Annotated in this window: 26 protein-coding genes; 20 read left to right on the top strand and 6 right to left on the bottom strand. The window is 56.7% G+C overall.

The window, feature by feature from the left end; translation table 11 throughout:
• Window positions 1-104 precede the first annotated feature (104 nt).
• On the top strand, window positions 105-563 hold the full coding sequence (locus ACYVGU_RS02370) for a hypothetical protein (protein ID WP_460620746.1): 459 nt from the start codon (window positions 105-107) through the stop codon (window positions 561-563).
• A gap of 94 nt (window positions 564-657) precedes the next feature.
• Here the strand turns inward: ACYVGU_RS02370 and ACYVGU_RS02365 are convergent, their stop codons facing one another.
• Window positions 658-1,341 (bottom strand): hypothetical protein, encoded by a 684-nt coding sequence (locus ACYVGU_RS02365; RefSeq protein ID WP_460612664.1) that lies wholly within the window; start codon window positions 1,339-1,341, stop codon window positions 658-660.
• Between the two features lie 154 nt (window positions 1,342-1,495).
• Between ACYVGU_RS02365 and ACYVGU_RS02360 the strand changes: the two genes are divergently transcribed.
• Together ACYVGU_RS02360 and ACYVGU_RS02355 are read left to right on the top strand one after the other, a co-directional pair.
• Window positions 1,496-2,011 (top strand): GNAT family N-acetyltransferase, encoded by a 516-nt coding sequence (locus tag ACYVGU_RS02360; protein WP_460620745.1) that lies wholly within the window; start codon window positions 1,496-1,498, stop codon window positions 2,009-2,011.
• Window positions 2,012-2,126: 115 nt separating this feature from the next.
• A complete protein-coding gene (locus ACYVGU_RS02355; RefSeq protein WP_460612666.1) occupies window positions 2,127-2,411 on the top strand; it encodes a CDGSH iron-sulfur domain-containing protein in 285 nt (94 codons plus the stop codon).
• 83 nt (window positions 2,412-2,494) lie between these two features.
• Here ACYVGU_RS02355 and ACYVGU_RS02350 read toward each other — a convergent pair whose 3' ends face one another.
• A complete protein-coding gene (locus ACYVGU_RS02350) occupies window positions 2,495-2,746 on the bottom strand; it encodes an acyl-CoA-binding protein (protein WP_460620744.1) in 252 nt (83 codons plus the stop codon).
• A gap of 185 nt (window positions 2,747-2,931) precedes the next feature.
• Here ACYVGU_RS02350 and ACYVGU_RS02345 point away from each other — a divergent pair, with 185 nt between their 5' ends.
• Both ACYVGU_RS02345 and ACYVGU_RS02340 read left to right on the top strand, forming a co-directional pair.
• Entirely contained in the window at window positions 2,932-4,227 is a 1,296-nt protein-coding gene (locus ACYVGU_RS02345) for an amidohydrolase family protein (RefSeq protein WP_460612668.1), read from the top strand.
• A gap of 95 nt (window positions 4,228-4,322) precedes the next feature.
• On the top strand, window positions 4,323-4,850 hold the full coding sequence (locus ACYVGU_RS02340; protein WP_460612669.1) for a CinA family protein: 528 nt from the start codon (window positions 4,323-4,325) through the stop codon (window positions 4,848-4,850).
• Window positions 4,851-4,914: 64 nt separating this feature from the next.
• On the opposite strand, the gene ACYVGU_RS02335 is transcribed toward ACYVGU_RS02340, so the two are convergent.
• The gene (locus tag ACYVGU_RS02335; RefSeq protein ID WP_460621985.1) at window positions 4,915-5,952 is read right to left on the bottom strand and encodes a hypothetical protein; all 1,038 of its coding nucleotides are present in this window, start codon (window positions 5,950-5,952) and stop codon (window positions 4,915-4,917) included.
• Window positions 5,953-6,135: 183 nt separating this feature from the next.
• Here ACYVGU_RS02335 and ACYVGU_RS02330 point away from each other — a divergent pair, with 183 nt between their 5' ends.
• From ACYVGU_RS02330 to ACYVGU_RS02320, 3 genes are all read left to right on the top strand, one after another.
• Entirely contained in the window at window positions 6,136-7,386 is a 1,251-nt protein-coding gene (locus ACYVGU_RS02330; RefSeq protein ID WP_460620743.1) for a zinc dependent phospholipase C family protein, read from the top strand.
• Between the two features lie 354 nt (window positions 7,387-7,740).
• Window positions 7,741-8,646 carry a manganese catalase family protein gene (locus ACYVGU_RS02325; protein WP_460612671.1) on the top strand — a complete coding sequence of 302 codons (906 nt, stop codon included), beginning with the start codon at window positions 7,741-7,743 and terminating at the stop codon, window positions 8,644-8,646.
• Between the two features lie 168 nt (window positions 8,647-8,814).
• The gene (locus ACYVGU_RS02320) at window positions 8,815-9,573 is read left to right on the top strand and encodes a peptidylprolyl isomerase (RefSeq protein ID WP_460620742.1); all 759 of its coding nucleotides are present in this window, start codon (window positions 8,815-8,817) and stop codon (window positions 9,571-9,573) included.
• A 70-nt stretch (window positions 9,574-9,643) separates the two neighbouring features.
• On the opposite strand, the gene ACYVGU_RS02315 is transcribed toward ACYVGU_RS02320, so the two are convergent.
• Window positions 9,644-10,021, bottom strand: coding sequence for a hypothetical protein (locus ACYVGU_RS02315; protein WP_460620741.1), 378 nt, complete (start codon window positions 10,019-10,021; stop codon window positions 9,644-9,646).
• A 105-nt stretch (window positions 10,022-10,126) separates the two neighbouring features.
• Window positions 10,127-12,241, bottom strand: coding sequence for a M13 family metallopeptidase (locus tag ACYVGU_RS02310; protein WP_460620740.1), 2,115 nt, complete (start codon window positions 12,239-12,241; stop codon window positions 10,127-10,129).
• A gap of 332 nt (window positions 12,242-12,573) precedes the next feature.
• On the opposite strand from ACYVGU_RS02310, the gene xseA reads away from it, so the two are divergent.
• From xseA to ACYVGU_RS02270, 8 genes are all read left to right on the top strand, one after another.
• Window positions 12,574-14,064 (top strand): exodeoxyribonuclease VII large subunit, encoded by a 1,491-nt coding sequence (gene xseA, locus ACYVGU_RS02305; RefSeq protein ID WP_460620739.1) that lies wholly within the window; start codon window positions 12,574-12,576, stop codon window positions 14,062-14,064.
• Window positions 14,065-14,076: 12 nt separating this feature from the next.
• The gene (gene xseB / locus ACYVGU_RS02300) at window positions 14,077-14,295 is read left to right on the top strand and encodes an exodeoxyribonuclease VII small subunit (protein ID WP_460612676.1); all 219 of its coding nucleotides are present in this window, start codon (window positions 14,077-14,079) and stop codon (window positions 14,293-14,295) included.
• Window positions 14,296-14,383: 88 nt separating this feature from the next.
• Entirely contained in the window at window positions 14,384-14,770 is a 387-nt protein-coding gene (locus ACYVGU_RS02295; RefSeq protein WP_460612677.1) for a hypothetical protein, read from the top strand.
• A gap of 78 nt (window positions 14,771-14,848) precedes the next feature.
• A complete protein-coding gene (locus ACYVGU_RS02290; RefSeq protein WP_460620738.1) occupies window positions 14,849-15,481 on the top strand; it encodes a hypothetical protein in 633 nt (210 codons plus the stop codon).
• A 33-nt stretch (window positions 15,482-15,514) separates the two neighbouring features.
• Window positions 15,515-15,925 carry a hypothetical protein gene (locus ACYVGU_RS02285; protein WP_460620737.1) on the top strand — a complete coding sequence of 137 codons (411 nt, stop codon included), beginning with the start codon at window positions 15,515-15,517 and terminating at the stop codon, window positions 15,923-15,925.
• A 6-nt stretch (window positions 15,926-15,931) separates the two neighbouring features.
• Complete coding sequence (locus ACYVGU_RS02280) at window positions 15,932-16,732, top strand: hypothetical protein (protein ID WP_460620736.1); 801 nt, start codon at window positions 15,932-15,934, stop codon at window positions 16,730-16,732.
• A gap of 51 nt (window positions 16,733-16,783) precedes the next feature.
• Entirely contained in the window at window positions 16,784-17,596 is an 813-nt protein-coding gene (locus ACYVGU_RS02275; protein WP_460612681.1) for a sensor histidine kinase, read from the top strand.
• The gene (locus tag ACYVGU_RS02270; protein WP_460620735.1) at window positions 17,593-18,021 is read left to right on the top strand and encodes a response regulator; all 429 of its coding nucleotides are present in this window, start codon (window positions 17,593-17,595) and stop codon (window positions 18,019-18,021) included. The genes ACYVGU_RS02275 and ACYVGU_RS02270 overlap by 4 nt, the downstream gene beginning before the upstream one ends.
• Before the next feature lie 187 nt (window positions 18,022-18,208).
• Here ACYVGU_RS02270 and ACYVGU_RS02265 read toward each other — a convergent pair whose 3' ends face one another.
• Complete coding sequence (locus ACYVGU_RS02265) at window positions 18,209-18,565, bottom strand: MGMT family protein (protein WP_460620734.1); 357 nt, start codon at window positions 18,563-18,565, stop codon at window positions 18,209-18,211.
• A 270-nt stretch (window positions 18,566-18,835) separates the two neighbouring features.
• Here ACYVGU_RS02265 and ACYVGU_RS02260 point away from each other — a divergent pair, with 270 nt between their 5' ends.
• The 4 genes from ACYVGU_RS02260 (at window position 18,836) to ACYVGU_RS02245 (ending at window position 25,103) form a co-directional block, all read left to right on the top strand.
• The gene (locus ACYVGU_RS02260) at window positions 18,836-19,999 is read left to right on the top strand and encodes an efflux RND transporter periplasmic adaptor subunit (protein WP_460620733.1); all 1,164 of its coding nucleotides are present in this window, start codon (window positions 18,836-18,838) and stop codon (window positions 19,997-19,999) included.
• A 112-nt stretch (window positions 20,000-20,111) separates the two neighbouring features.
• Window positions 20,112-23,198: an efflux RND transporter permease subunit gene (locus ACYVGU_RS02255; protein WP_460612685.1), complete on the top strand. Its 3,087-nt coding sequence runs from the start codon at window positions 20,112-20,114 to the stop codon at window positions 23,196-23,198.
• 53 nt (window positions 23,199-23,251) lie between these two features.
• Window positions 23,252-24,679: a TolC family protein gene (locus ACYVGU_RS02250; protein WP_460620732.1), complete on the top strand. Its 1,428-nt coding sequence runs from the start codon at window positions 23,252-23,254 to the stop codon at window positions 24,677-24,679.
• Window positions 24,680-24,917: 238 nt separating this feature from the next.
• Window positions 24,918-25,103 (top strand): hypothetical protein, encoded by a 186-nt coding sequence (locus ACYVGU_RS02245; RefSeq protein WP_460612687.1) that lies wholly within the window; start codon window positions 24,918-24,920, stop codon window positions 25,101-25,103.
• Window positions 25,104-25,105 lie beyond the last annotated feature (2 nt).

Raw genomic sequence — 25,105 nt, 5'->3', positions numbered from 1 at the left:
GCAAAAATAGCGGATGCCAGCCGAACCAAAGAGCGAAAAATCAGGGTTGTATAATGATAGTATTAGCCCTATATTCTGATACCTGATCTATTATTCCCATCCATATGCATCCCCTTCATCTGGAAGCGCTGGTTACGCTGTCTGACGCGCATGGCAAGCCGCTGGCCGAGATTCTGCATTCCCCCGTGCATGAGCTGCTGTACGTGCGCTGGCACGGCAATATTACCGGCACCGAGGTCATTTCAGTTGCCACTGAGGTCATCCAGCTTCAAACTCAATACCACTACCCGCTTGCCCTGAATGATAAGAGCCTGGCCACCGGCGACTGGAGCGAAGCCATGGACTGGCTGGAGTATGAGTGGGTGCCGCAAGCTCAGAGCTTGGGCCTGCGCGCCATTGCGTATGTTTTCTCCCCTGACCTGAGCAATCAGATCATTAGCATGACTTTTTTTGAGCGCGTGCGCCAGTATGTTTCCATCCAGATGTTTTATGATGTGCCCGCGGCCTGGCAGTGGCTGCGGCAGCATCGGCGGCCGCAAACCAGCACTTCACCCGGCAACTAGCCCTCCTGGCAACAGCAACCGTTTGCCCACAAAAAAGCGCGGCCTCACCGGTTTGGTGAGGCCGCGCCCTAGGCTATAATCAGGCTCAAACCAGTTATTCGCGCATCACATCTTTCACGTTGCGGGCTTTTTCCAAGGTCCGAAACTCGCCCTGCAGGCTCCGGATACGCAGGCGCTCCTCCAGAGGAAGTTGCTCGCGAACTTGCTCGTAACGGGCATTCAGGCGGCCCAGTACGGCGCTGGCCGTGCTCCAGTCAGCGGCCGTCCAGTTCTGGCGGTCGGAGCGCATGCGTTCTACCAGGCGGAAGTACAAGTCGGGTAGTTCTGTGGCGCGGGCCCGGCCAATGTTCACGTCTTCACCGAGCAGGCGGCGTTGGGCTTCATCGGCGGTAGCAGGGCGCTGGGCCGCCGCATCGAGGCTATCTTGGCGGGTGGCCCACTTCTGGTAGCGTACTTTCTGGGTAGAGTACTCACGCTTGCCCTCTACCGTGAGGCTATCGACGGCTTTATCAATGCGTTTGCTTTGGCGGTCAAACTCTTCTGTGATCCGCGGGAGCTCGCGGCGGGCCGAGGTAGCGGCCTTATCTACCTTATCGTTCACCCAGTCACTGAACACGCGCAGGTCGCGCTCCACTGCAGCCGTGGTAGAGCTGGTGGTGGGCTTGGGCGCTGGTTTGGGGGTAGTGGTAGGCTTGGAGGTTTGCTGTGCTGAAGCCCCTAGTGAGGCTAGCAGGCCAGCTACTGTCAGAAGCACCACTGAAAAACGGGCTGATTTCATAGGAAGGAGTTAGGTCGCGGGTATGGTGAAGGAATGCCAGTAAACGACTAGTACGCCGTACTGGTGTAGTGCTTACGCAATTTCCGGCCCAAAAGCAGGCAAAACGACAAATCCAACTCGGTATTACGCCAATTAATGCCGTTTTTTGCCTGCTATGTCAGTTTCTACCGCCGCCCCGCTTCGTATCCAGCCTGCAACCCTGGCCGATATTCCAACTATTATTTCCTTAGCCGAAGCTACCTGGGAGCCTACGTACCGGTTCATTATCTCGCGGGAGCAGATTGACTATATGTACCGCGTGATTTATACGCCGGCCTCCCTGGAGCGGCAGATGACGGAGCAGGGCCACACCTTTCTGCTAGTGTACGTTGAGGATGAGCCGAGCGGCTACGCTTCCTTTTCGGCGCAGGCTGAGGAAGGCGTGTACAAACTCCACAAAATTTACGTGCTCCCCTCGGCGCAGGGCCACGGCCTAGGCCAGAAGCTGCTAAAGGCCGTGGAAACAGCGGTGCACACGGCCGGCGGCCGCGTATTGGAGCTAAACGTGAACCGGCACAACCCCGCCATGGCCTTTTATGAGCACCTGGGCTTCCAGCGCCACCGCGAAGAAGACATTGCCATCGGCCCGTACTGGATGAATGACTACGTGATGCGCAAGGAATTGCGGTAAACCCTGCCGTTGCGGCCGGGTATGCCTATCTTTCCTGGCTGGCTTTCGGGCTTTTGGGCACCTAGTCTTTTTTCTTCTTCTGTCTTCCTTTCACTACCTAAATCAATTTACCTACATGGCAACCAAACTTACCGTCCTCAGCAATGGCTCTCTCCGGGTGGAAGGCACCGATTTTGAACTGGTAGACGCGCAAGGACAGCCTTATGGCTTGGGCGGACGTGAGCGCATCAGCATTTGTCGCTGCGGCCTCTCCAAAAACAAGCCTTTCTGCGACGGGTCGCACAAAGGACACTTCGAGCACAACGCCGTAGCCTTCGATTTGCCTACCCCCGGCGCACCGGCTGCTCCCGCTCCTACCCCTCCGGCTACTCCCGACGCCGGTGCTCAGCCGCTGGCCTAGCCCCATACGCATCTGAAACCGAAAAGCCCGTTCCTAGTTAGTAGGAACGGGCTTTGGTGCTTTAAGAAAGCTAGTAAGTAGAACTAGAAAAGCGAGTTCACGAAATCAACGTACTCTTGGCGCGCCTCATCCTGCGACTTGCCGCGCATGCCAGCCCAGGCGTCATACTTCGCAATGCCTTTGAAGTCGAAGCCGCCGGGCCGGTCGCCGGTTACGTCGCCTTCACTAGCTTGCTTAAACAAAGCATACAGCTTGAGCAGGGTCATGTTGTCGGGCTTGCTGGGGAGCTGCTGCACACGCTGTTGGGCGCTTTCAAATTCTTCGGGAGTAGCCATACGTGGAGTTGGGTGAAAAGGAAACGATGAAAAACGGCAGCCTGAAACCAGTAGTGCCAGAGTTAGATGGCAAAAGATACGGATTGGAACGGAAGTAGGCTGCATGCAGCGTTTTTTCGCGTTGTATATTTCCTCCATCCTTCACTGCTACTGGGCTCACGCTCGACTTTTCCCACCTCTCCTCCATGACCAAAAACTACTTTTCCGGTTTCGCTTTTGCTGGTCTGCTCCTGCTGGCCCCGGCCGCTTGGGCCCAGAAAACCTACCTGCACTGCGGCCGCCTGCTGGATATGCGCCAAGACCGCGCCCAGACCGAAATGACGGTGGTAGTAGAAAATGGCCGCGTACTGGCCGTGGAACGAGGTTACACCACGCCCACAGGCGCCCAGGACAAAGTCATCGACCTGAAAAACCGGACGGTACTGCCGGGTCTCATCGACTGCCACGTGCACCTCGAGGGCGAAACCAGTAAGGATAATTACCTCAAGGAATTTACGCAGAACCCCGCCGACGTGGCCTTCAGCTCGTTGGAGCACGCCCGCAAAACGCTACTGGCCGGCTTTACCACGGTCCGCGACCTAGGCGGCTCGGGCGTGAACCTGTCGTTGCGCAATGCCATCAACCGCGGGCAAGTAGTGGGGCCGCGGATTTTCTCGGCCGGCAAAGCCATTTCGGGCACCGGCGGCCACATGGACCCCACCAACGGCTACCGCCTTGATCTGATGGGCATGCCCGGCCCCGCCGAAGGCATTGCCAACGGCCCCGACCAAGGCCGCCAAGCCGTGCGGGAGCAGTACAAGCGCGGCGCCGACCTAATCAAGATTGCCAGCACCGGCGGCGTACTGAGCGTAGCCAAAGACGGCTCGGCCCCTCAGTTTACCGAAGACGAAATACGCGCTGTGGTGCAAACTGCACGTGATTTGGGCCTGAACGTGGCCTGCCACGCGCACGGCGCCGAGGGCATGAAGCGCGCCATTCGGGCGGGCGTAACCAGCATTGAGCACGGCACGCTCATGGACGACGAAACCATGAAGCTGATGAAGAAATACGGCACCTGGTACGTGCCCACCATCACGGCCGGCAAATCCGTAGCCGACTCCGCCAAAATCGCCAATTACTACCCTCCCCTCGTGACGCCCAAGGCCCTGGCCATCGGGCCCAAGCTACAGGGCACATTTGGCCGCGCCTATAAGGCCGGCGTGAAAATAGCGTTTGGCACTGATGCCTCGGTGTTTCGGCATGGGGTGAATGCGCTGGAGTTCCGCTATATGGTAGAGGCCGGTATGCCCGCCGCCGAAGCGCTGCGCTCGGCCACCGTAAGCGCGGCCGAGTTGCTGGGCCAAACGGCAAACCTTGGTACGCTGGAACCCGGCAAGCTGGCCGATGTAGTAGCCGTGCAAGGCGACCCGGTGCAGGACATCAACGCCATGCAGCAGGTGCGGTTTGTAATGAAGCAAGGGGTAGTATACCGCCAGGAATAGCACAAGCAGGCCGATTTGCAAATGAACGACCTACCTCAACCATAACAAAAGCATGGCCTGGAGCCGTAGTGGAGGTACGCTGTTTATACTTTTCAATGAAGCCCAACGACCTGAATTCCCTCGCGCAGAAGTTTCTGCAGTATAAGCTCACGCTTGCCTTTGCAGAAAGCTGCACGGCGGGCCTGCTAGCCTCAGAGTTTGTGAAAGCCTTTGGCAGTAGCGAGGTACTGTTGGGCTCCGTGGTTACCTATCACCCCGTAGCCAAGCAGCGCCTGCTGGGCGTGAAAAAGGAAACCCTAGCCCTCTATACCGCCGAAAGCCAGCAGGTGACCAACGAAATGGTGATGGGCCTGCACAAGCACTTGCCCACTGCCGATATTTGCGTGGCCGTAACAGGCCTATGCGCCGGCGGAGCTTCTGAGTCAGATGATAAGCCGGTGGGCACCATGTATTTCACGGTGCTGTTCCAGAATCGTGCTTATGAGCTGCGCCAGGAGTTCAACGGAAACTGCGACAAAGTGCGCCTGTTGGCCGTCGACTACATTTTCGACTACCTCCATAACCTGCTGGATGAGCATGCCCAGCAAAATGCCGGCTCAGCTGTAGCAGAGAAAATGAAATAAAGCCCCGCGGGGTTTGCCGCTCCCCAAGGCCTAGGCTTTCTGGAACGGCAAACCCCGCGAGGCTTTATTTCAACGCTATATTCCGGCCCAGCATCAATTTCAGGTTCAGGCGCACCACATCGCCCATGCCTTTGCAGCGGCTAAACAGGTGCGTTTTATGGTGCAGGTTGAGTTGGGTTTTCAGTTGCTCTACCTTTTCGGGTGGCGATACTTCATCCTGACGCAGACAATCAATCAGGTCTTTGAGGCGGTAGCGCTCAGAGCGGGCGCGGCGGGCCATAAGGGTGCGTTCCTCGGTTTGGTACTGCCGAATGGTTTCGGGCTCCAGGAGCTTGCTGCACAGCAGCACTACTCCGCGGTTATCCTTGAAAAACTGCGGCAGGTACATGTTCTTCTTGCCCTCATAGCACTGCTGGTCAAAATCAATGGCGCGCACGCGGTACTGCTCGTCCTCGAAGTCGGGCGTCACGTCGATGACGTAATTGTAGGCCCGCATATCGCCGAGCAGCCGCGCAAAGCACCGCTCATTGAACTTCACAAATTCCTTGGCAATACGCACCTGGTTTAAGTGAGGCCGTTTCAGATGGTCGCGGATAAAATCGTCGCCCGGAATACCCGCAATGTGCTCCTCAATCAGCGTGTCGCCGTGCACTAGGTAATTCATGCTGTTAGGCGAAAGCAAATGCTCCAGCTCCAGGCCGTACACCCTGGAGGCATCGGCCCGCTTCACATAGAAGTAGTCGTAGTTATCGTTGAGCTGATTGACGATGCGGACCCGAAACGGATTGGAGTTGCCGAAGCGGCAGTAATCAATGCGGTCAGCTACTAGGTGATCGGTAAAGGAAAGGTCGCCGGCGGTTTTAAGCAGCGCATACACCTGCGTCAGTCCGTCGCTGAGCTCCCGTAGCGCCTGCGGCTCGTAGAACACCGTTTCCCATAGCGTGTCGCGGCCATTGCGGTCCAGCAGCGGAAATGCACCACTGATGCGCGTCATTTCCAAGTACGTGATGGGCAGCTGCGTTTCCCGATCGTAGTGGTTGAGGTAGGCACGCAATTCTTCCCGGATGGGATAGGGTATCTTCTTTTTGGAAATGAGCGTCACGGGTGGGGCAGCTACTAGGGTGGTGGGAATTGGCAAGTACGTGCAAGCGGGAAAATACGCCGCCTTCCTGTAGCGGTCAGCTTGTTGCGGAGGGCTTTTCTGAATCTGACCACGAAAAATCAGCACCGCAACTGCTTCTCTTGTAACTTCGCAAGTGCCTACTCATGACCGTTGTGCTGCCGTATGAAAAAACTTCTGCTCACTCTTTTTATCGTGCTGTTATGCCCGGTGTTGTCGCCGGGTTGGGGCTCTTTTGGGCACCGAACCATCACTCAGCTTGCCGTGTATTCGCTGCCGGCTCCTATGCGGGGCTTTTACTACCGCCACCTGCCCCAGCTGCTGAAACTAAGTTTGGCCGCTGATGAGCGTCGCGACCAAGACCCTGGCGAGGCCAGCAAGCACTTCATCTACATGGACCATTACGGCGACGACCCGTTTGGCCTTATGCCCAAAGCCTGGGATAAAGCAGTAGCCAAATATACCGTTGACACCTTGCGCAAGTATGGCACCCTACCCTGGGCCGTCATCGAAACCCAAGGCAAGCTCACGCAGGCCTTCCGCGAAAAAGATACCACGGCCATTCTGGCGCTATCGGCCGATTTGGGCCACTATGTTGCCGATGCGCACGTACCGCTGCATACCACGCTCAACTACGATGGGCAGCTAACCAAGCAGGAAGGCATTCGGGCGCTCTGGGACAGCAAATTGCCGGAACGCAACATCACCAAGTACAAGCTCGACAACGATCCGGGCCGCTACCAGAAAGACCCCTTGAAGGACATTTGGCAGGTAGTGCAGGAGTCGTACGGTTTCCTCGGCGATACTTTCGATAAAGAAGAAGCTATAACTCGCCAGTACACCCCGGAAACTAAGTACATTTTCTCGCACAAATACGGCAAAACCCGGCGCTCCTACTCCGATGCCTTTGCTGACGCCTATCATGAGAAAGTGGGCGGACAGGTGGCGTATCGCCTGAAAATGGCACCCACCATGGTGGCTTCTGTGTGGATGACCGCCTGGAAAGATGCGGGCAGCCCCAACCTGGAACAGATGCTGAAAAAAGCGCCTACCAAAGAGGAAAAAGAAAAGCTGGACGCGGAAATGAAGTTGTGGAAAGACAACGGCCTAGTAGAGCAGCAGCAGCTGTTTGCCCTCCAGAAGGTGAAGCAGGAAGAGCGTCCCGACCTGATTAACGCTGCTAAGGATATGCAGCCTCTGCCCGCCGATGCAGCACCGGCACCAGCTGCGGCTGCCTCACCAATTCCGGGTGCGCCACCCGTAGCCGAAGGCACTACGAAAGTAAAGGTGAAGAGCAAGCCCGCCGACGGGCCCAGCCAGAAAGAGAAAAACAAGAAAGCCGATAAGCCAGCTGCCAAACCCAAGAAGAAGGCAACTTCCGACGGCTGGGATACGCCAGCCGGCTCCGGCTGGTAAGCTCCTCGGGGCATATCCCAATTTATACGAGCGGTCTGCAACTGAGCGGGCCGCTCGTTTTTTATTTCTTCCTAGGCCACAATCTGAATCTAACTTGCTTGTATTCAATAATTTATCTACTAGCATTACTTCGCTAATCAACAGCCATACGCAACAGACGTAGGAGCCAGGCTGATCTTCCTTTTCTACCATATACGCAGCACAATCCAAGTGTAACTGTTTATTTATCAAGTAAATAACATCGTTTAACATTTGGGCATTTGTTAACGAAGCGGGGTGCCCCTCGTTATATTCGAGGAGGTGAGCTGAGGCAATTGGCCGACAGCTATATGTTTAACCTCAACAATACGCGTTATGATCTTACGGTATGACCGGCTGGCCGTGGAGCTGCCCAAACCCAAAAACCCTTCTCCTAACGATGCCGCCGCCATTCAGGAGCTGCTAGGTGGGAAATACGGTGAAATGTCGACGCTGATGAACTACACGTTCCAGTCGTTCAACTTCCGGGGGCGTAATCGGCTGCGGCCATTCTATGATCTGACGTGCAGTATTGCGGCGGAAGAATACAGCCACATTGAGGCCGTATCCTACGCTATTAACCTGCTTCTTACGGGCCAAACGCCCCGCGGCAAAGACCCCGTGCCGGCCCCACTAGGCGACATGAAGGATGCTCGCAACAGCTACCATTTCCTGAGCAGCGCCCAAGCCGCCGTGCCCTTCGACTCGATGGGCAACCCCTGGACTGGCCAGTATGTGCACGCCAGCGGCAACCTGAAGCTGGATCTGCTGCATAACTTTTTCCTGGAGTGCGGAGCCCGCGCCAACAAAATGCGGGTGTACGAAATGGTATCTGACCCCACGGCTCGTACCATGGTAGGCTACCTGCTGGTGCGTGGCGGGTTGCACGTGGTAGCGTATGCTAAAGCGCTAGAAAAACTAACAGGCGTGGAAGTAAGCAAGCTGGTACCCGTGCCTGAGCTCAGCAACGATGCTTTCCCGGAAGCTAAAAAGCTGCAGGATGAGCAGAAGTTACACCTGAAGCTCTACACCTTCAGCCCCGATGACTACAAGCAGGCCGGCATTATCTGGAACGGTACCCACCCCGAGGATGGCCAGCCGCTGGAGCTAATCCAGGGTGGTTTTGAGGGTGTCCCCTACCCCGAGCTTGCCGAGGAACCTCAGCTAAACTCACCTGGCGCCGACGATTACGACCCCCAGATGTTTGCCGACATCGCCAAGAAGATGGGCATCAAGTTATAAGTAGTCAGCTAGTATTTTAAGTTACCATACAAAGGCCCGAATTGTCGTTTTATAGCGGCGGTTCGGGCTTTTGGCTGGGGTAGCGTTTTTTCGGTTGCCATTGACTAAGTGAGGCCCTTTGCTTGTAGGGTAGTATCATTGCGCTTGACTAACCGACGCGTCTGCTTTATGCCTCAGCATCTTTCCCTTTCCGGCTGGCTGATGGCCGCCATACTTACCGGCGCTACCTCCTTGGGGGCTTGCAACCGTACGTCACCCAAGGAAGCAGTTACTGAAACCCCTGCTAAACCAGAGGTACCGGGTCCGGACCTGATGAGTATCTCTGACTCGAACGCAGTAGCTGTGCTTACGGAGTATGGCCGTCAGTATCCGGCCCGCGAGGTACTGCTGCAAACGCGCCACGGCAACATGCGCATCCGCCTCTACGACGATACGCCCCTACATACCGCTAATTTTCTGCTGCTGAGCCGGAAGGGCGTGTTTGATGAAACGGTGTTCAACAGAGTGGTAAAAGGGTTTGCCATCCAGGGCGGCACCTCCGACTTCCGCACCATCCGGATGCGCGACTTCCACTTGCCACCCGAAATACGGCCCAACCACTATAACAAACGCGGCGCCTTGGGTATGGCTCGCTACGATGAAAAGGAAAACCCGGGCCGGCTATCCTCCAACAACGACTTTTATATTGTGCAGGGCCAGAAGCTGACGCCGGCTCAGGCCCAGGCTACAGCCGGCCGACAGCTTACCCCCGAACAGCTTAAAACCTACGCCACCCAAGGCGGCACTCCCAGCCTCGATGGGCAGTACACGGTATTCGGCGAGGTAGTGGAAGGTTTCGAGGTGATTGATAAAATTGCCAACGAGCCCGTCGGCACCGACAGTTGGCCCACTAACGACGTACATATCAAAATCAAAGTCCTTGACTAGGTTGCTACGTAGCTGAAACCACCCGCTACCGGTTTCACTTGAACCGATACCTAGTAAACGCACTGCCTACCTACCGCCGCACCAGTACTAACCGGGAGTGCTGCACGTCCCCGGGTTGCTCATACAGCAGCTCTAGCGCCTCAGGCCGGGTATAGACAAGGGGCTTTTCGGCGAAGAAATTGGGTGCACTTACATCAGCCAATGAGTCAGCTGCGTCTTGGCGAGCCGGGTGCAAGTCAATGTCGGCGGGGCGCACAGCTGCTACCCGGTAAAAGTAGTAGCGTTGCTGGGGGTTACCCTGCGGCTGAAACCACACCACGTATACGTCGCCCACCTTGGGGTTTTGCACCTGCTCGCGCAGGTCGGCGGTAGTGGGCGCGTGGCTACAGCTACTTACTAGGGTGGCACTGAACAGCAAGGTCAGGCCGGCGCAAAACAGGTGCTTCATGCCGGTACAATACGAGACTATCATTTCAGAGTACATTCCTCGTCATAAAAAAAGGCGGTCTGCACTAGGTGCAGACCGCCTTTTAACTAAGTCAGGTTAGTACGACTACCAGATTTTGGCGCGTTCAGCCTGAGCCCGAACCATTTTCGCATCTTCTTTGCAGCCAAAGGCTTCGTAGAACTGCGGCATGTTCATGAGCGGGCCGCTGGTGCGGAACTGAGCCGGGGAGTGCGGATCCGTCATGACCTGCTGACGCAGATACTCGGGGCGGGCGTTGGTGCGCCATACTTGCGCCCACGCCAGGAAGAAGCGCTGCTCTGGCGTCAAGCCATCGAACTTCGGCGCCTGGCCATTGGGGTACTGCTTTTTCAGCTGCTTCTGCAGGGCGGTGTACGCCACGCTTAGGCCACCAAGGTCAGCTAGGTTTTCGCCCATGGTCAGCTTGCCGTTCACAAACACCGAGTCGAGGGGCGAGAAAGCGGAGTATTGCTTGCCCACCATATCGGCACGCTGCTCAAACTTGGCGGCGTCTTCCTTAGTCCACCAGTCGCGCAGGTTGCCTTCGGCATCGTACTGGCGGCCCTGGTCATCGAAGCCGTGCGTGATTTCGTGGCCGATTACGGCACCCATACCGCCGTAGTTCACGGCGTCATCGGCGTTGGGATCAAAGAATGGAGGCTGCATGATACCGGCCGGGAACACAATTTCGTTCATCGACGGGTTGTAGTAGGCATTCACCGTGGGTGGCGTCATGCCCCACTCCTGGCGGTCAATGGGCTTACCGAATTTGCTCACGTTGTCTTTGAAGCCCCATTCGCGGGCGGCCAGCACGTTTTTCAGGTACGACTCACGCGAGATGTTCAGAGCTGAATAGTCCTTCCACTTGTCGGGGTAGCCGATTTTTACGGTGAAGGCGGCTAGCTTTTTCTGCGCTTCGGCTTTGGTGGCCGGGCTCATCCATTCCAGCCCTTGGATGTGCTCACCCATGGCCTCCTTGATGTTGGTCACCATCTCCTGCGCTTTGCGCTTGGTATCCGGCGTGAAGGCCTTCTCCACATAGATCTGGCCGAACGCCTCGCCCAGCGCACCGTCGGTTGAGCGCAGCATGCGCTTCCAACGAGGCTGCTGCTGCTTGGCACCGCTCAGCACTTGCTGGAACCGGAACGACTCATCAGCAAACGCCTTGGGTAGCGCCGATGACAGCGACGTTACCTCGTGCCAGCGCATATAGGTTTTCAGATCAGCCAGTGGCTCAGCCTTCAGCATGGTGCTTACTTCCTTGAAGAAAGCTGGCTGACCAATGATTACCTCTTTAGCCGAGCCTAGGCCCAATTGCGGCAGCATCGCCGACAGACCCAAGTTTGGGAACTGCTTGTTGGCTTCCGCTACGCTCATCTTGTTATAGTTGGCGTAGGGGTCGCGCAGATCAACGCGGCTCTTGCTGGCTTTGGCCAGGCGCGTTTCGATACGCATGATGGTCGCCGCATTTTTGGCCGCCGTAGCCTCATTCTCGCCCAACATCTTGAAGGTGTTGACGAGATACGTATTGTATGCGGAGCGAATGCCTTTCGAGCGGGCGTCGTCTTTCAGATAATAATCCCGGTCGGGCAGGCTCAGGCCGCCCTGGAAAAGCTGCACAGCGTATTGCGTGCTCACTTTATCATCTTGGCCTACATAACCCGTGAAGAAGGCACCCGTCCGGATACGCTGCGAGCGAGCAATTTCGCTTTGCAGCCCTTTCAGGTCTTTGATGCCGTTGATGCGCGCCAGCTCCGGCTGCAGGTATTTCAGGCCGGCTTTTTCGATAGCCATCGAGTCCATGGCAGAGCCAAAGTAGTCGCCTACTTTCTGCGCGTTGGACCCTTTGGCGGCGCCCGTGTTCGCCGCGGCTTCGTCCAAAATCTGGCGCATCACGGCGTTGTTCTTGTCGGCTAGCTCATTAAACGAGCCCCACCGCACCTCTGAAGCTGGAATAGGGTTGTTTTTCAGCCAATTACCGGAAGCGTACTGGAAGAAGTCGTCGCAGGGATTAACCGATTTATCAATGTTGGCGACGTTGAGTCCGGTGCCTTTCGGATCGGCAGCGGCGACCGGAGCCGTTTCGGTGGGGGCAGAAGCGGCCGCCGCCGTAGGCGCTGCTGGCTTGCTGGAAGCGCAGCCAGCCAGCGAAAGACCCGCCGCCGCAACTGCTGCCAGCGTCAGGTTATTGCGTTTTTTCATAAAACTGAGGAATGGAGGTGGAATGTAGAAAGCAAGGTAAAAGAAATTCCGGGCTGCACCTCTCCATCCCGCCCAACACAAGGTCGATTTCGAACCGTAGTCCGTGGCCTAACGAGCATATGGAGGCAGAAGCGCAGGAAGCAGTTGGTTTCGCTAGGCCTTCCGAAGCAGGAAAGCCGCTTTACTAGGGTACCTCTTGCACCAAAGCGGAACTGTGGTGTTACAGTATCCAGAGGCAGCGTCCTTACGCCTGTTTATCCTTTTTTGAAGGGCTACTCTCTTGCCTTATAATTTCATTCGCTCATTCCCCTTCTGCGTAACTTGCGCATCTGATGCCTTTGTATAACCGCCGGCCTGAAACCAGGCCTTTGTCTGCTGCTTCGCCCTCGTTGCCGCCTGCTGCCCTGCCGCTCAGCGAGCTGCTGGCCCGCGTGCGCCAGACGCTTACCGAGCGGTTTGCCGACTCGTACTGGGTAGTAGCCGAAATTGCCGACCTCACGTTGCCGCGCTACGATGGCGCCCACTGCTACCTCACCCTCACCGACCAACATACTACCGGCCGCGGCGCCCAGCTCAAAGCGCAAGCCCGGGCCACCATCTGGAGCCAGCGGTTTCAGCAGTTGGCGCCGGTGTTTGAGGAACACACTGGCCTTTCGTTGCGCATTGGCCTGAAGGTGATGCTGCGCGTGCAGGTGAAGTTTCATGAGCAGTTTGGCCTTAGCCTCGATGTACTAGCCCTTGACCCGACCTATACCGTTGGCGACCTGGCCCGGCTGCGGCTGGAAACGCTGCGCAAGCTGGAGGCTCAGGATTTGCTGGAGCGCCAGAAGCGCCTGACCTTGCCCATTGGGGTGCAGCGCGTGGCCGTTATTTCCTCGCCCACGGCCGCCGGCTGGCAGGATTTCGTGCAGCAGCTGCAAGAAGCGCCCTACAATTTTGACCTCACGCTCTTCCCCGCTCTTATGCAGGGCGATGACGCGCCCACCAGTATCATTGCCGCGCTGGAGGCCATCCGGCAGCGCCGTCAGGAGTATGATGCCGTGGTGATAATCCGAGGCGGGGGCTCCAAAACCGATTTGCTGGCCTTCGATGATTACGGCCTTTCGGCGGCGGTGGGCTCCTTCCCGCTGCCTATCATAACAGGTATTGGTCACGAGCGGGACGAAGCCGTGGTAGATCTTACGGCCCACACAGCCCTGAAAACGCCTACGGCCGTAGCTGCTTTCCTGATTGAGCGCCTCGCCCGGCTAGAAGCAGCACTAGAAGGCTACGGTGGCCGCATTCGGGAATTGGCGCAGGCTAGGGTGCAACTGGAAGCCAGCCGCCTGAACCGGTTGCTGCGCCACGCCCACCTAGCAGCCCAGGCCCAGCTCCAGGACCAGCGCGAGACCCTGCACCAGCGCATCCGGCTGGCAGCTACTACACCGCGCGCCCAGCTGCGCCAGCAGGAGCACCTACTCATCCGGAAGCGGCACCAGCTGCACCGGGCCGCCCGCACCAGCCTGCGCCATCACGAGCAAGGCCTCCGCAAACGCAGCCGCATACTGGCCCGACACTTCCGGCGCCTGCATCACCGGCGCTGCGAGCGGCTGCTCGTGCACCGCTACGAGTTGCAGTTGGCCGCCACCCGTCTGTTGCACCGCGCGGAGCTACGCTTGGCGCAGCTTTCAACCCAACCAGCAGCCGGCACCGTGCGGTTGCTTACGCCCAAAGGCCAGCCGTTTAAAGGCCCCTTCCGGCCGGGCCAGGAAATCCTCTTGCGCCTGCCCGATGCCGTGGTACCGGCCCGCATTGGCGGCCAGTTGCCCTTATTTCTTCCCTAGTAGTTCCTTAGCATGTCGCCCCAAAACCTTACCTACCGCCAGGCCATTGAAGAGCTTGAAACCATCCTGCGTGCTCTTGAAACCGACGCCGTAGATGTAGATGACCTCACGGCCCGCGTGCAGCGCTCCGCCGAACTGATCCGGCTGTGCAAGCAAAAGCTTCGCTCCGCCGAGTCGGCCATTGATCAGGTGTTCGAAAACCTAGAGGAAGAAGACGAGGACGAAGTATAGCCGAAATATGCCGCTTGCCCTAGGTGTCTGATCCTGTATATTTGAGTTTCACGATCTTCTCTTTTTCACACACCTAGTACCCTGTTGCATGCCTACTTCTGATACGCTTAACAACTCATTTACACTTGACCAAGCCAGCGACTGGACCCGCCGGTACCGGGAGCAGCACGATGGCCGGGTGAAAGGCCACATCTTTTCGCGTGCTACTTTGGAGGCTATTCTGGCACAACCCAACTGCGAAGGAGTACGCGTGTACTATGGCCGCGACGAGCAAAACGACCGGCGCCTGATTATGGTCGGGATTGATGCTCAGGACAACGATTTGCTGGAAACTCCGCTGCCAGCTGCTCAGAGCTTTGCGGCGCTGGACACAACCGAGGAAAGCCCGATGATGGCCGCCACCGATGCCGGTACCGTTGGCCCTGGCAAGCCTTGCCCGCCTTATTGCAGCACCGAAAATACGCTTAACAGCTAAGCCACTCTGGAAAATCTTGACTCATCTTCCTTGATTTTGCGATTGGCTGACTACTCAGAGCCAGTTGCGTATGCGAGCATGCTAATTCCGTTTGTAGCGGCGCTGATGTGGTGGAAACACCTGTCGGCGCCGTTGCGCATTCTGGGCAGCCTTGCCGGCTTTATGGTCCTGATGTTTGTGCTGTTGCGGTTGGCTGCCTACCTCTGGCACCAGAACATGATCATTGCGCACTTATGCAGCGTTGGCGAAACCATCTTCTACTTAGCGGCCTTTCGCCACGTGCTCAAGTTCCCAGTCCGCTGGTTTACACTGATACTGGCTTCCTTCCTGATTTTTGCACTCCTTGATACCTTGATCTGGGAAGGACTAGAGCAGCTGAACTCTTATACCATCGTGCTAGAAAGCTTCATTGGTATTTGCCTAGTGCTGCTGTTCCTAGACAAAAAGTTCAGAACGTCTTCATCGGAAAGCCTGCTGGAGCAACCGTTAATTATTGCAGGCATTGGTATCATCCTGTACCTGAACGGAACCGTTTCGGTGTACATCATCAGCAATACTTACATCAGCACCAATGATGTAAACAGCATCATTCTACTGTTCGCCCTCAATAGTATTATGCTGATGATTATGGCGGCTTTTTTCACTTACGCTTTTTATGTAGCCAAGAAAAAAGCAACCTTTAAGCCTGTTCAGATACTGGCACTACCCTAGTATTTAATACGCTTTCTGACAACGCCTTATCCCATGGAATTCAACGAACCACTACCTGGCTTTAACCCCACCGCTGGCGCTCCTATTGCGCTGGGCACGGCGGAAGAATGGACGGCCAACTACCGCGCCGAGCCCCTAACGGATGCCGAAACGAATGGCCGCAAGCGCATCAATGCTTACTACTTTGGCAATGACCTGCTCGCTAGTATTCAGCAGCAAGAGGGCTGCGTGGGGTTGCGCTTTTACATGGGGCTAGAGAAAAAGGATGAGAATGGCCAGAAAAAGGAAGAGCCTCAACTACTGGTCGTTGGCGTGGATAAAGACGGGTACGACATTATTCCGCGCCAAACCGCGGCCGGTGCCACGCTCTACGCCGATGGGATTGTGGGAGATGGCTCGCAGAAATGCCCGGTAGTATGTGACCCAACAAGCTCATTGGGTTAACGTAGCATGACTCCATTTCTGTCTTTTTTTGACCTTTTGATTCGGATAGGCAAAGGAGACAGTGTTATTCTGCTAGGTATTTTGTGGGGGTTCAATACGCAGCTGCCGGCGGCCCTGCGCCCGTTGCGCTGGTATATATTTTGGGATGCGCTGCTGTATGTACTAGGGGTGTATGGCAGCCGAATGCACCGCAACAATGTACCCACGTTTCATTTCTCAACGCTCTGCGACGTTACGTGCTTAGCACTTATTTACCTGCATCTTTCGCCCAAAAAGGATAAAAAGCTCCTGATCATCGGGTGGCTGTTATTTATAGTATCGGCTATTATCAGCGCGATCTGGACTGACGGCCTCGTGACGAATATTAATACGCTCAGTCGGTTTATCGGAAATTCATTTCTGGTGTTTATAGCCTTACGCCACATGATGAGTTTGGCTATTACCACCCCTACCCTGCGCCCGCTACACAACCCGGAAATTGTGCTCAGCAGTATGGTAGTCATTTATTATTCGTGCACCACCCTTGTGATTATAGCGCAGGATCTGCCGCGTTATGCCCTGCTGCCGCAGTTCAGTTTACTTAGTAAAATGTATACGCCTAGTCACACCTTTGCTACCCTGAGTTTGCTGCCGTATCCGTTTCTGCGCGCTATTCGGTTGGGCCTGCTGATTTACCTGATTAACTTGTTTCCGCTGGGTGTGCGCCCGAGGCGGGCGCTACCGCGCTGGCTGCGGTTTCGGGTGGGGTGGCGCCCCCCAACGGAACCTCCACAATATCGAATATTACCTGCCCATCTAGTCAGGTAAACCCTGTATCTTGGCCCCCTGATATAGCTATCTGCTGCCCGCCTCGCATCCATGCCCGACGCACTGCTTCCCTTAATCCTCGTGACGCCAATCCTGCTGCTGCTGGCGCTGGGTATCGTGGGCTTTGTGGTGCGCTACCAACGGCGTCTGATTCAGCAACAGCAGGAAATGCAGGCCATGCAGGAAGAGTCGCAGCAACAGGCACTGGAAGCGGCTTTGCTGGCTCAGGAAGATGAGCGCCGCCGCATTGCCGGCGACCTGCACGATGGCGTAGGCACCACGCTGGCTATTGTCAAGCTTCACCTCAACACGCTCAACCAGCCTGATCTAACCCAGGAAGCTACTATTCTGCTAGACCAGGCCATTAATGAAGTGCGCCGCATCTCGCGCAACCTGCTGCCCGCGGCCCTGCAGAAGTTTGGGCTTCCCTTCGCCCTAGAGGCGCTGGCCCGCACCATGCCGCCCGATGGCCCTACGCAGGTAGAAATAGAGCAGCACGGCACCCCACGCCGCCTAGAGCCCAAGCACGAGCTGATTGTGTACCGCGTGGTGCAGGAGCTGCTGGGCAACGGCCTGCGCCACGCCCACGCCGGCCACATCCGGATTGTGGTAGAATTCGGCTCCGACTCGCTGGCCCTGTGCTATTCTGATAACGGCGTCGGCTTCGACCCTACTCTTGCCGATCAACCTCCCTTGCCTGGCATCCGTACTGGCCTAGGGCTCACCAATTTGCGAAGCCGCGTGGCCGTACTGCGCGGTACGCTGCGCCACGAGTCTGCTCCCGGCCAGGGCACCCGCGTATGGGTAACCTTGCCCCTGCCCTACCTCGCTACCAATCAGCCCTCTAGTCTTTCCTTAGTATGAGCACACCTGCTATTCAACTGGCCGTAGTCGACGACCACATCTTATTTCGCAAAGGCTTACGGGCGCTCATCAGCGGCTTTCCGGGGATGGAAGTTGTGTTTGAGGCCGGCGACGGGCAGGAGCTGCTAGAGCGCCTTGACCAAGGCACGATTCCGCACGTGGTGCTGATGGACCTGCAAATGCCCGTACTCGATGGCCTCCAGACGGTGCGGCTGCTACGGGCCCAGTATCCGCAGGTGCGCACCATCATCATCTCTATGCACGATGAGCCTGAGCTGATTGACTCTTTACGGGCCGAAGGGGCGCACGGCTACCTGCTCAAAAACGCTAGCCCCGAGGAGGTGCTGAAGGCCATCCAGACGGTGATCAACATTGCCCCTAACACTGGCTCATCTACCCATTCTGCCCTTACCATTTCATTCTAACTTCCAGCCGGAATGGGCTGAGCTGACTAGTGTGCTGCCGGTTTTCACTGAAAAGGGCGCTTCATCCAGAAGCGCCCTTTTCGTTTGTTATGGTTTTGGCAGAGCGAGCCAAGCCGCTTACATCGGTTTGGCTGCCTTCAAGGCCTAGTAAAACAGGTACGTAGACGCTTGGCGTTCTGCGGGCAGCTTATTCCAGTTCTGTGGAAGGGTCCCAGAACAGGCGTTTGAATTCTACCACCTGGTCATCCTGCACCTGAATGCCTTCTGCTTCCAGCGCCTCTTGCATGGCCGTTGAGGAGGCATAGTGCAGCTTGCCGGTGAGCAACCCCAAGCGGTTGATGACCCGGTGCGCAGGCACGTACGCCTCGGCGGTGTGGGCGGCCATCATGGCCCAGCCTACCATGCGTGCGCCGTGCCTAGCCCCCAGATAATGCGCAATGGCCCCATACGTTGTGACCCGGCCCTGCGGCACTAGGCGCACCACTTCGTGTACTTCCTGAAAGAAATTACGCTGCTTTTCGGTGGGGTTGCGGGGTACAGACATGCAGCAGGGCGATACGGTTTAGAAGTCAGGAAGGGCTAGCGTTACAAAGCTACACGACGCAACGTATCGGCCGAAACAGCCCGGCCCGCTTTGCCGCCTTTGCCCTTGTTCTCGAGGTGCCTCGCGCAACCTCGCCCCGTTTTTTGTGTCTTACCCCCGCCTACAAGCCTCCTACCCCTCTTCTTAACCTAAACCCACTTGTACGCGTTGTGACTGTGGCACTTCCCACCCAGATGCTGCGTTAAACCAGGTTCCACTCCTTAGAGGTACATGCAAACCCAAGAACACATCGAACAAGACGTAACCGAAACCCGCTCTGGCAGTACCGGCCGCCGCATCATCTGGATGCTGGTAGCGTTAGCCATTGTAGGGGCGCTGGCGTTTATCAAAATAACGTACTTCCCCTCCCAGACGGCCGAAAAAGGCGGCGGTAAAGGGGGAGCTGGTGGTGGTAAAGGTGCCGCCGGAGGCGCTGGCCCTGGTGCCAAGGGCGGCGGACAAAAGCTACCGGTAGAGGTGTACGTAGTGAAAACCACCAACCTTGCCGATGAAGTAGCCGCTACGGGCTCTATTCTGGCGGAGGAGTCGGTAGTTATTAAAAGCGAAATTTCGGGCAAGATTACCAGCCTCAACATTAAGGAAGGCCAGCCGGTGCGCAAAGGGCAGCTGCTGCTGAGCATCAACGCCGACGAGATTCAGTCGAATCTGCGCAAGCAGGAGTACAACATCAAGTTGTTTCGGGACCAGGAGCGCCGCCAGAAAACCCTGCTCGATAAAGAATACATCAGCGCCCAGGAATACGAGCAGGCCAACAACCAGCTGCTCACGGCTCAGGCCGATTTGGCGACGCTACGTGCTTCGCTGGCCAAAGCATACGTGCGGGCACCTTTCGATGGCGTGCTGGGCCTGACTACCGCAACCGTGGGCACATACGTGAGCCCCGGCGCCGAAATCACGACTCTTTCGCGCGTGAAACCGGTTAAAATCGACTTCACAGTGCCCAGCCGTTTTGCGAACCTAGTGCGCACCGGCGACCCCATCACGATTACCGACGAAGCCTCCAACAAGAAGTACGAGGCCAAGGTGTACGCCCTCGACCCTCAGATTGACCCCGTGAGCCGCACCCAAACCGTGCGGGCCCGCTACGCCAACACCCAAAACGAACTGCGCCCCGGCGCCTTCGTGAAGGTAAACCTCCAGCTGGGCCAGACCTCCGAAGCCTTGCAGGTACCCACTGAAACCGTTATTCCGGAAGCTTCCGGCTATAGCGTATACACGGTGGAAAACGGCAAAATGGTACCCAAGAAGGTGAAGATTGGGGTGCGCTCCGACCGCCTGATTCAGATTACGGATGGCCTAGCCGTTGGCGACTCGGTTATCCGGACTGGTATTCTGCAGGTTAAACCCGGCGACGCCGTACGGGTCACTAAGTAACATTCCACGCAGTTGGCTGTGGTAATCTAAGCCTTGGCAAGCAGCGCCGGCTTATCCGCTTGGGCATTCATTGCCTTACCACTATCCAACCCTGCGAGATAATAGTACGAATATGAGCTTATCCTCCACCAGTATTAACCGGCCCGTGCTCGCCATTGTGATGAGCCTGGTCATCGTGATTTTCGGGGTGATTGGGTTTCGCTACCTCAGCGTGCGGGAGTACCCGAGCGTTGACCCGCCCATCATCACGGTATCAGCTTCCTATACCGGCGCCTCGGCCGATGTTATGCAGGGCCAGGTAACGGAACCGTTGGAAGAAGCCCTCAACGGCATCCAGGGCATCAAGAACCTGACCTCCAACAGCCGCGACGGCCGCACCCAGATTACCGTAGAGTTCGACCTCGACGCCGACCTAGAAACGGCCGCCAATGACGTGCGCGACAAGGTATCGGGGGCACAGGGCCGCCTGCCGCGTGATATCGACCCGCCGGTAGTGAGTAAGGCCAACGCCGACTCGCAGCCCATTGTGATGACCTACATGAGCAGCAACAAGCGCACCTTGCTCGAGCTGACGGACTTTGCCAACAATACGCTAAAGGAGCGCCTCCAAACTATTCCCGGCGTTTCCGAAATCCGGGTGTATGGCGAGCGGAAGTACTCCATGCGCCTGTGGCTTGACCCGGTGAAGTTGTCAGCCCTAGGCGTATCGCCGGTGGATGTGCAGGCCGCCCTTACCCGCGAAAACGTGGAGCTGCCTAGCGGCGCGGTACAGGGCGAAGCCACCCAACTGACCTTGCGCACCATGGGTCGGCTTTCTACCGTCGAGGATTTCAACAACCTGATTATTCGCAAAGACGAAGCCTCCCTAGTACGCCTTTCTGACATTGGCTACGCGGAACTCTACCCCGAAAACGACCAAACCATCTTCAAGGTAAATGGCGTGCCGATGGTGGGTTTGGCCGTAATTCCGCAGCCTGGCTCCAACCAGATTGACATTGCCGATGAGTTTAACAAGCGCATTGAGCTGTATGGCAAAGATTTGCCTAAGGACCTGGTCCTAAAGCCGGGCTTCGATAACTCGGTGTTCATTCGCAAGTCTATCACGGAAGTAGAGCACACCATCATCGAGGCTTTCGTGCTGGTAGTAATCATCATCTTCCTGTTCCTGCGCGACTGGCGTTCTACTATCATTCCGGTGGTAGCCATTCCGGTGTCGTTGGTGGGTATCTTCTTCGTGATGTACCTGATGAACTTCTCCATCAACGTACTCACGCTCCTGGCCATTGTGCTGGCCATTGGTCTGGTAGTAGATGACGCCATTGTGGTGCTGGAGAACATCTACTCGCGAATTGAGGAAGGCGAAGACCCCAAAACGGCTGCCATCAAAGGCTCTGAGGAGATTCTGATGGCCGTAATCAGTACCACGGTGGTACTGGCGGCGGTGTTCCTACCCGTAGTATTCCTGACGGGTATCACGGGGCGCCTGTTCCGCGAGTTTGGCATTGTGGTAGCCGGTTCGGTACTCATTTCGGCCTTCGTCTCGTTGACCTTAACGCCCATGATGTGCTCAGTGCTACTGAAGCGCGAGGAAAAGCACAACTGGTTTTACCGCAAAACCGAGCCCTTCTTCGTGAAGATGATTGGCGGCTACCAGGACAGCCTGCAAACCTTCCTGCGCAACCGCTGGCTGGCCTGGCTGGTGGTAGTAGGCACCGGCGTGGGCATCTGGTATTTCATGAAAGTGATTCCCTCTGAGCTAGCCCCCGTTGAGGACCGAAGCCGCGTGAACGTGAATGCTACCGGCCCGGAAGGTGCCTCATTTGAGTTTATGGATAAGTACATGACCCAGCTCACGCAGCTGGCTATGGACTCGACGGGCCAGCGAAACCTGAGCAGTGTATTTGCCGTGACCTCGCCGGGTTTTGGCGGAGGCTCTAACTCCGGTATTGCACGGGTGCTGCTGCTTGACGCCGACGAACGGGAAGTAGGCCAGCAGCAGATTTCCGACAAGCTCAGTGCAGGGGTGAAGCGCCTACCGGCGGCCCGCACCTCGGTTTCGCAAGACCAGAGTATTGGTGGCGGTGGCGGTGGCTTGCCGGTGCAGTTCGTAATCCAGACCCAGGACTTTGATAAGCTCCGCACTGCGGTACCGAAGTTTTTGGATGCTGCCCGCCAAGACCCCACGTTCCAGTTCGTGGACGTAAACCTGAAATTCAACAAGCCCGAGCTGCGCGTAAACATCGACCGCGAAAAGGCGCAAAGCCTAGGCGTGTCGGTGCAGAGCATCAGCCAGACCTTGCAGTCGGGCCTGAGCGGGCAGCGCTACGGCTACTTTATCCGGGAAGGCAAGCAGTACCAGATTATTGGGCAGGTAGCACGCGAAGACCGCAGCCAGCCCCTAGATGTACGCCTGCTTTCGGTGAAAAACGCCAACGGCGAGCTGATTCAGCTAGATAACGTAATCCGGCTGGAGGAAAGCAGCACCCCGCCGCAGCTCTACCGCTTCAACCGCTACAACTCGGCCACCTTCTCGGCCTCGCTAGCCCCCGGCCGTACCCTCGGCGACGGTATTGCCGCCATGCAGGCCATTGCCGACAAAAACCTCGACGATACCTTCTCGACAGAGCTGGCCGGCGCCTCCCGCGACTTCCAGGAAAGCTCCTCGTCGTTGGTGTTTGCGTTCGGTTTGGCCCTAGTACTTATTTATCTGGTGCTGGCGGCTCAGTTTGAAAGCTTCCGCGACCCGGTTATCATCATGGTGACGGTACCGCTGGCGCTTTCTGGCGCGTTGCTAAGCCTATGGTACTTCAACCAGACGCTTAACCTGTTCTCTCAGATTGGCATTATCATGCTGGTAGGGCTAGTAACTAAGAACGGTATCTTGATTGTGGAATTTGCCAACCAACAGGTGGAGAACGGCAAAGATTACATGACCGGCCTGATTGAAGGCGCCACGGCTCGCTTCCGCCCGATTCTGATGACGTCGTTGTGCGCCATTCTGGGTATTCTGCCAATTGCGGTGGCGTCGGGTGCGGGTGCCCTGAGCCGCCGGGCCATGGGTATTGGGGTAGTAGGCGGTTTGTTTTTTGCCACGGCACTTACCTTATACGTGGTGCCCGTGATGTACTCGTATTTCGCCACGGCTAAAAAGCATAAGCACAAGCAGCCGGAAGCCGAAGAAAAAGCCGTAGCAGCGTAATTTTGATGTATTCCTCTTGTTCGCCGCGCTCCTTTCAGCCCTTGATTACCTCCATGCGCCGTCCCCTCGTTTTAGCGTTTCTGTTAGCTGCCTCTCCCCTGGCCGTGCTGGCGCAGCAGCCAGTACTGCCTTCTGGTAAGCCGACAACTACACCGCAGAGCAAGCCCCAAACAGAAAAGCCCGAAACTGTAAATTCGGCACCCTTCCTGACGCTGGCCGATGCTATCCGGATTGGAGTTGAAAACAACTATGACATTCGCCTTTCCAGGCAGGATGTGCGCATTGCCGAGAACAACGTAACCCGCGGCAATGCCGGGCAGCTGCCCACCGTAAATGGCAACCTTACCCGTACCTTCAACCGCAACAATGTGCGGCAGGAGTCATCGAGCCGGCCCGAGCCTAGCATTGCTAACAATGCCAAGTCGAACCTGCTAAACACCAACGTAACCGCCACCTGGACCATTTTTGATGGCTTTGGGATGTTCATTGCCTACGACCGCCTCAAGGCCCTGGAGCAAAGCCAGCGGCAGCTTACGCGCGCTACGGTAGAGGAAACGGTAGCCAGCATCACCGACGCGTATTTTGTAGTGGTCCGGGAATCGGGCAAAATCAACTCCATTGAGGAAGCCCTGAAAATTGGGCAGGCCCGCATTGACTTAACCCAGGCCCGGGTAGATGTAGGAGTGAGTGCCAAGGTAGAGGTGCTCACGGCCCGCGTGGACTACAACGCCGACCGCTCGGTGCTCATTCAGCAGCAGGAAGCGCTGAAAACGGCTAAAATCAACCTCAACAACCTGCTGGGTCGCAACCCCAACCTCGATTTTCAGCCCCAAGACTCGATTGTGGTAGCGCAGGACCTGGAGCGGGAAGCGGTGCTGCAGGCGGTGCGCCAAAACAACCCGCGGTTGCAGCAGGCCCGCACTAACATTGAAGTGGCCGACTATGACCGCCGTTTGGTTCGAGCGTCGCGATTTCCGCAAATCGGGCTTACCTCCGGGTATGGCCTGAACCGCAACATCAACGGCGCCGCCTTCTTCGGTACGCAGCTGGTAACCAACACGGGCCGCACGTATGGCCTCAACTATGGGGTAGTAGCCACGGTGCCCATCTTCGATGGGTTTAACCGCAACCGCCTGGAGCAGAATGCGCGCATTGCCGGCGACCAAAGTCGCCTCCAACTCGAGCAAACGCAACTCCAGCTTGATGCCGAGGCCGAACAGGCATACGCCCAATACCAGAACCGTCTGCAACTACTGGAGCTAGAAGAATCGAACATATTGCTAGCCCGCGAAAACGTAGCCATTGCCCTGGAGCGCTACCGCCTTGGGCTCCTGACGCCCCTAGCGTTGCGGGAAGCCCAGCGCAGTCAGCTCGACGCCGAAGTGCGCCTGCTTGATATCCGGTATCAGGCCAAACAGGCTGAGATTGTACTGCGCCGCCTGAGCAGCGGGCTGGTGCGCGAGAATACCACCCAGCCGTAACCTATCAAGCCGATTTTACTAGCCTCGTGTTTTGTGGCAACCGGTTGACTTACCACCCAAAGCTGCCCTATCCATCTGGATGGGGCAGCTTTTTTGGTTTTAGGTATTGCTTCAGATACAATGGAAAGCGGTTCAAACAGAAAGCACGACTGTAGAGATAAAAGCTAGCAGTGCGGTGAAGAGTGCCAGTAGTTTTGAGTCACAAACACGCTCTGTTTTCACGCACTACTTGCTCTTCATGTCTGCTCTCGTACTCCGCTTTTCGTTGCTGTTGTTCGTGTTGTCGTTTTGCTTGCCCATTGACTCGTCGGCGGCGTTGCCTAGCTTGGGCCACAAGCTACCTTTTGTGCGGGCCAAGGTAAAAGGAAAGGCATACGTGCATCGGCCAAACTATCGCCGCTTTCGGGCGTACCGCTCGTACTAGGT

This window comes from Hymenobacter tenuis, assembly GCF_054780495.1.
This window is presented reverse-complemented; position numbering and strand designations above follow the sequence as displayed.